Raw genomic sequence first — 3964 nt, forward strand, 5'->3', positions numbered from 1 at the left:
GCGATACCGGGCACGTCCTCCAACTCATCGGCCGAGTCACTCGGCTCCACGAGCGGGCAAATCACGTAGGCCTGCTGACCTTTTTCATGCGCTTCGCGGATGGCGCCATAGGCGAGGTCGCGGCTCGACTCGGTGAGCACGCGTGTCGACACGCCAGCGCCAGGGACGGGCCGATGGCGGATGATGCTCGTATCCAGATCGCCGTAGACCGAAAGCGCCAGCGTACGTGGGATGGGCGTTGCCGTCATAACGAGCAGATCGGCACCGGGGCCCTTCGCGCGTAGGGCGTTGCGCTGGCCAACGCCAAAGCGGTGCTGCTCGTCGATGACAACAAGCGACAGATGCTTGAACGCAACGTTATCCGAAAGCACCGCATGGGTGCCAAAGAGCACGTCAAGCTCGCCCGATTCCAGCTGGGCATGGATGCGCTCGCGCTCTGCGGCCGGCGTGGCGCCCGTCAGAAGCGCCCAGGACATGCCGGCCTGCGAGAGCAGAGGGCCGGTCTTATCGGCATATTGGCGCGCCAGCACGCCCGTGGGCGCCATAACGCAGGCCTGCGTGCCGCTATCGGCAGCCACAGCCAGCGCGCAGGCGGCAACGGCGGTCTTACCGGTACCGACATCGCCCAGCAGCAGACGGTTCATCACGCGCCCGCCATCGCACATGTCATGCAGGATGTCTTGGAATGCGGCCTCCTGCTCGTCGCTCAGCGAAAACGGAAGGGCCTGTTTAAGCGCGCCCAGATGCTCGCCCGCAGTGTGGGCATAGGGCACCACATCGACCAGGCCGCCGTCGTTGCGCAGACGCAGCGCCAGCTGCAGGTAGAGGCACTCCTCGTAGGCAAGACGCCGGCGTGCGATGTCGCGCTCAGCCATGCTCGAGGGAAAGTGGATCGAACGCAACGCGCGGGCATTGCTCATGAGCTTCCGCTTTGCGCGCAGCGGCGCGGGAATCGGATCGAACGGATTGCCGACGACCTCGAGCGCGCCGCTTACGATGCGGCGCATCCACGCCTGGCTCACGCCATCGCTCACGTAATGGACCGGCAGAATGGTGCCTGCGGCGCGCCCGTCCTCGAGCTTTTCAAAGTGGGGCGAGGCCATCTGCTTAAAGCCGTAGGCAAACTCGACCTTGCCCATCACGGCCAGGCGGTCGCCCTGCTTAAGCTGCTGGGCAATCCAGGGCTGGCGGAAAAAGGCGACCTGCAGAACGCCCGTCTCGTCAACAAGTGAGACCTCAGTCACCTGCATGCGCGGACGCGGCTGCTTTTGGACGATACGGTCGACCGTGGCAATGATGGTGCACACGGTACCGATGGGCGCCATCTCGATGGACCACGAGCGGGTAAAGTCGAGGTATCGATGAGGGATATGGAGAAGGAGGTCCCCCACCGTCCGAATTCCCAGACGGCGAAGGGCCTCCTCACGTTTACCCGAAACATATTTGAGTCGCGCGATATCCTCATCGAGCGCATTGCTCTGGGCAAAACGCTCCGAGACGCGCGGCACGGAGCACAGCTCGGACATGGGCAGAGCCTACTCGATCGAGAAGATCACGGGATAGAGCGGCTGCTCGCCACGATGGGCGTCGATCTCCAGATCGGGCTGAGCCTCCTCGATAGCGTCGACGATCTCCTGGAAGGCCTCGTCGGACAGCTCCTCGCCGGCCAGAATCGTCAGCGCGTCGCCCTCCTCTTCCTCCTGCATACGGTTGATGCAGTCGAGCGTGACCTGCTTCACGTCGGAGCCGACCACGTCGATGGAACCGGCGATGATGCCCATGACGTCACCGGAGTGAATCGGAGAGCCGTCAGAGGCGCTGGAATCGCGCACGGCGCGGGTGACCTCGCCATCGCGGACCTCGCTAATGGCGTCGACCATGGCGGCGACGGCGTCCTCGAGCTCGGAATCGGGCAGGACCGCGAACAGCGCGGAGAACGCCTGCGGAACGGTCTTGGTGGGAACGACGGCAACCTTCTTGTCCGTGCAGGCAGAAGCGGCAGCCTCGGCAGCCATGCGGATGTTGCCGTTATTGGGCAGAATGATGACCGAGGTCGCGTTGACCTGGTCCACCGCGCCCAGCAGGTCGGCGGTCGAGGGGTTCATGGTCTGGCCACCCGAGACGATCACGTCGACGCCGAGGGACTTGAGGATGTCGGCCTCACCGGAACCGGCAGCAACGGCGACAAAACCCAGCGCCTTGGCGGGCTCGACGGCCTTTTCTTGATCCTCGTGGATCTTGGCGGTACGATCGTGGGCCTCCATCTCCATGTTGTGGATAAAGACCTCATAGATCTGACCGAGCTGCAGCATGTGCTCGAGCACCAGGTTGGGGGTATTGGAGTGCACATGGATCTTGTAGTCGGGATAGGCGCCCACGAGCAGCTCACAGTCGCCCATGGAGCCTAGGAACTTAAGGCATTCGTCCTCGTCAAACGGGGCGTCGGCCTTAAACAGGAACTCGTTGCAGTAGCGGAACTCCGAGCCCTCCCAATCGTCGTTGGCCTCGATCTCAACGCGACCAAGGGCCGCGTCGCGGGCAGAGCCAGCGGAATCAAACGTGGCGGAGAAATCCTCGACAACGGTGCTGCGGCCAAGTGCTGCAGCCACAAAGTTCTCAAGGAAGATGGCGAAGCCAAAGGCGCCGGAGTCGACCACGCCGTTCTCCTTCAGAACGGGCAGCAGGTCGGGCGTGCGGGCGACGGACTGGTACGCCTCGACGACGATAGCATCGAGCGCATCCTCGGCCGAGAACTTCTTCTTCTCGCACTCATCGGCCTTGGTCGAGACATCGCGCAGGACCGTGAGGATCGTGCCCTCGATGGGCTTGCGGACAGCCTGGAAGGCAACCTTGACGGCACGACGGAAGGCGAAGGCAATGTTGGCGGACGTAATAGGCTCGTCGGCAGAGACAAGACCCTCGGCCACGCCGCGCAGAATCTGCGAGGTGATGACTCCGGAGTTACCGCGGGCACCCATCAGGGAGCCGTGGGTGATGGCGCCGGCGATGGCCTCCATATCGGCATCGGCGGGAAGGGCGGAAAGCTCCTTGGTCACCGAGGCGAGCGTGAGCGACATGTTGGTGCCGGTGTCGCCGTCGGGTACGGGGAAGACGTTGAGCTTGTTGATCTCCTCGGCCTTGTCGGAAACGGCAGCCGCAGCGATCGGAAAACAGGTGCGAATGGTCTTTGCAATCATGGGTATTTGAATCTCCGTTTTCGGATGCTAGTTCAGACGGCTCTTGAGCGCGTCGATATGGATGCCGATCTTAAGGCTGGCGAGATCGATCTGGGCGATCTCCTGCAGGGTAAAGGCAACGGAGCTCGAAAGATTGTGGCAGACGGACTTCATGTTGACGCCGTTCTCGAGCACGACGTGAAGATCGACCGTAAGGCCGTTCTCGTCGGCGGAGACAAGCACGCCCTTGCGGAGGCGCTGACCGGCAAGCAGGCGCACGCTCTCGGCGCCCTGGAGCTGTTCGGCCATACCGACGACGCCATAGCACGTCATCGCGGCATAACCGGCAATATCGGCAATAACGTCGTTCGAGACGCTCAGGCTGCCGTTAATGGTCTCAGACACAAGAATCTCCTTATCTGGTGCTCGCGGCACCATCTCGTGGGAGCAATCATTGGAATATTCTACAACGACCGCGCCATGTTGAGGTGGCGGGCCTCGGGATTACATCCTCGACACGAAATGTTGATACGGTAACGTTCGCGAACAGCGATCGCGGCATGAAAAAACCCGCCGCATAAGCGGCGGGTTTTACAACCTGGCTCCCCGGGTAGGACTCGAACCTACAACAGCGCGGTTAACAGCCGCGTGCTCTACCATTGAGCTACCGAGGAATTTAAAGCCCAACAGAAAGGGCTGAAAAATTCTGGCTCCCCGGGTAGGACTCGAACCTACAACAGCGCGGTTAACAGCCGCGTGCTCTACCATTGAGCTACCGAGGAATAGGT

General features: G+C 62.1%; 3 protein-coding genes and 2 tRNA genes. All 5 read right to left on the reverse strand.

Features of this window, described 5'->3' with window-relative positions; all coding sequences use genetic code 11:
* The coding region (locus AB5164_RS09865) for an ATP-dependent DNA helicase RecG (RefSeq protein WP_368148064.1) at window positions 1-1526 on the reverse strand (1526 nt) is incomplete at its 3' end.
* Between the two features lie 9 nt (window positions 1527-1535).
* The gene (locus AB5164_RS09870) at window positions 1536-3197 is read right to left on the reverse strand and encodes a DAK2 domain-containing protein (RefSeq protein ID WP_368142152.1); all 1662 of its coding nucleotides are present in this window, start codon (window positions 3195-3197) and stop codon (window positions 1536-1538) included.
* A gap of 27 nt (window positions 3198-3224) precedes the next feature.
* Window positions 3225-3614, reverse strand: a complete 390-nt coding sequence (locus AB5164_RS09875) for an Asp23/Gls24 family envelope stress response protein (protein WP_199572896.1) — start codon at window positions 3612-3614, stop codon at window positions 3225-3227.
* A gap of 161 nt (window positions 3615-3775) precedes the next feature.
* Window positions 3776-3850, reverse strand: a tRNA-Asn gene (locus tag AB5164_RS09880).
* 33 nt (window positions 3851-3883) lie between these two features.
* Window positions 3884-3958: transfer RNA gene (locus AB5164_RS09885), tRNA-Asn, on the reverse strand.
* Window positions 3959-3964: the final 6 nt, after the last annotated feature.

Source organism: Collinsella aerofaciens, assembly GCF_040915425.1.
Taxonomy (GTDB): domain Bacteria; phylum Actinomycetota; class Coriobacteriia; order Coriobacteriales; family Coriobacteriaceae; genus Collinsella; species Collinsella aerofaciens_BW.